At 66.3% G+C, this 2,849-nt stretch carries 2 protein-coding genes; both read right to left on the bottom strand.

Features of this window, described 5'->3' with window-relative positions:
- Nucleotides 1–1,928: CHASE3 domain-containing protein (locus tag V7Q31_RS18505; RefSeq protein WP_333835314.1), on the bottom strand; the 1,928-nt coding region annotated here is incomplete at its 3' end.
- 139 nt (nt 1,929–2,067) lie between these two features.
- Nucleotides 2,068–2,849: xanthine dehydrogenase family protein molybdopterin-binding subunit (locus V7Q31_RS18500; RefSeq protein WP_333835313.1), on the bottom strand; the 782-nt coding region annotated here is incomplete at its 5' end.

The raw sequence follows: 2,849 nt of genomic DNA, 5'->3' as shown, positions 1-2,849 counted from the left end.
AGGTTGGTCTGGAAGGCGATCGAGTCGATCAGCGCGGTGATGTCGGCGATCCGCGAGGAGCCCTCGGCGATCCGCTTCATCGCCGTCTCCGACGCGTCGGCGAGCTTGCGGCCCTCGCCGGCGCGGGTCTCGGTGTCGTGGGCGAGGCCCGCGGCGCGCTGCGCGTTGTCGGCGCTGGAGGCGATGGAGGCGGCCATCTGCTCCATGGTCGCCGAGGTCTCCTCCAGCGCCGCCGCCTGCTGCTCGGCGCGGCTGGAGACCTGCCGGGCGCTGGAGGCGATCTCCTCGGTCGCCGAGGCGATGTCGCCGCTGACGCCCGCGATCTCGGACACCACCTCGCGCAGCCGCTCGACAGTGGCCTCGACATCGCGCTGCAGGTCGGCGAAGGCGCCTTCGAAATGGCCGCGCATCCGCTCGGTCAGGTCGCCCTCCGCCAGCCGGCCCATCACGCGCGCGGTCTCGGCGACGCCGGTCTCGACCGAGGCGACCAGACGGTTCAGCCCGTCGCCGATCTCGTTCAGATCGGAGTCGGCGAACTTCTCCGAGACGCGTTTGGAGAAGTCACCAGCCGCGCCAGCCGAGACCACGACCCTGAGAGCAGCCTGCAACTCGGACATCATCGCCGCACGCTCCCGCGTGCGTTCGGCGTCAAGGCCTCGCGAGCGGACCGCATCGCGGAATACGTCGAGCGCTTTCGCCATTTCTCCGATTTCGTCCCGGCGCTCCGCTCCGAAGATCTTCACATCGGTGTTGCCGTCGGCCAGTGCGCGCATGCTGGACGTCGTCTCCGTGATCGGAAGACCCACGGCTCGACCGACAGCCAGAGCAAGGCCCACGCCAAGCGCCAACGCCAGGGCCGTCCCTGCGATGACGAGCGCGAACGTCCACCAGAGCGTTGATTCGTTTTCAACCTTTCGAGCCGCCATCAGCTGCTCTTCTATCGCCGCAAAGTCCCCCATCATCTTGCGAAACTGGTCAAAGTACGCTTTCCCGCGCGCTTCGCCCACGAGGTCGGCCATGTCATCCATCGTCGGCGCGTCACCGATCACCGTGCGAAGGGCGATCATCGGCTCGAAGATGTCGACGACCAAGCCTTCAATCACGGCGCGCATTTCGCCGATGAGCTCTACCTGCGCCGGGTTGTCGGCGACGGTTTTCGCCGCCTCGGTCGCCACGGCTGCGAATGCAGCGCGCCCATTTTCGAATGGCTCGAGAAAGGCGGGGTCCCCCACGAGAAGATAGCCGCGAAAGCCAGTCTCCATGTCGACCGCCGCCGCAAGAAGGTTCTGGGCCATCAGCAGCACGCGGTAAGTGTGGTTGGTCCACTCGAGCGCCGCGCGAATCTCGCTGTCGCTTGCGCCGCCCGACGAGAGCGCGGCCTCCAAGTCCTCCTGCCGCTTGGTGAGCAGCACTTCTTCGCGCTCGACGAAAACGGCGATCTGACCACGGAACTTGTCGAAATTAGCTTTGCCACTGTCTTGACGGAATAGAGCTACAAGATCATTCATCGTTCGTGCGTCGCCGATCGAGGCACGCAACTCAATCTCCACCGCTGCGGAGTCGCGCTGCCACTCACGCAATATGGCTTCCACCTCTTTGAGGCGGGCCACCTGAGGTGGGTTGTCGCTGACCGTTTGCTGGAGGGACGCCAGCATCTCAAAGGCGGCGACCTCGCCATCGCGATAGGGGTCGAGGAACTCGTCGCGGCCCGCCAGCAGGTAGCCGCGCAGGCCGGTTTCCATGTTCAGTGCGTCGCCGATGATCTGGTCTGCTTCTCGCAGGACCACATTTGTATGGTCCACCCACTTGCTAGTATTCGCGAGACGGCTGACCTGAAATAACGCAACTCCCGCAATGAATAGCAACAGAAGCAACGTGGGCGCGACGCCAACGAGAGTCTTGTTACGCATGCTGAGATTTTTCAACATTTTTTCCAGCCCCACTCCATCATGGGAAGATCAGAGAGGGCAGAGTGAAAGGAAGCACCTTAAAATTTCCCTTATCCAGTGGCGTCACGCCGTTTTCGGGCGCCGCGCAACAGCTTCCGCCGGTGCGCGGCCCTTCGCCCTACTCCGCCGCCATCGGCCTGCGTGCGTCGCGCAGCCAGCCCCACATGCGCAGCGGCGTCATCGGCATGTCGACGTGGCGCACGCCGGCCTCCCACACCGCATCGAGCGCGGCGTTGGTGACGGCGGCCAGCGCGCCGACGGTGCCGGCCTCGCCGCAGCCCTTCATGCCGATGGCGTTGGCGGTCGAGGGCGTGCCCTCGTGGTGGAAGTCCATCATCGGGGCGTCGTCGGCGCGCGGCATGGCGTAGTCCATGAAACTGGCGGACACGAGCTGGCCGTCGTCGTCATACACCACATGCTCGGTGATCGCCTGGCCGATGCCCTGCACCACGCCGCCGTGCACCTGCCCGCGCGCCAGGATCGGGTTCATCAGGACGCCGAAATCGTCGACCACGGTGTATTTCACCACCGCCACCACGCCGGTCTCGGGGTCGACCTCGACCTCGGCGAAATGGGCGCCGTTGGGGTAGGATCGGCCGGGGACCACCGTCTCGCGCTCCTCCGCCAGCAGGTCCTGCCGGCCCTTGGCGCGGGCGCGGGCGACGACCTCCATCACGCCCAGCGCGACGTCGGCGCCCGCGACGCGGAACTGGCCGTCGACGAACTCGACGTCGGCCGCCGACACCTCCAGCTCCTCGCCCGCGAACGGCTTGATCCGCTCGACCCACGCATCCGCAGCGCCCCAGATCGAGGAGCCCTGCATCGTGACCGAGCGCGACCCGCCGGTGCCGCCGCCCTTGGCGATGCGGTCGGTGTCGCCCTGGACCAGCCGGATCTTCT

Source organism: Rubrimonas sp. (assembly GCF_036788415.1).
Lineage (GTDB): Bacteria > Pseudomonadota > Alphaproteobacteria > Rhodobacterales > Rhodobacteraceae > Rubrimonas.
Note: the sequence above shows the minus strand (reverse complement) of the source record. Positions and strands in the feature narration are given on the sequence as shown.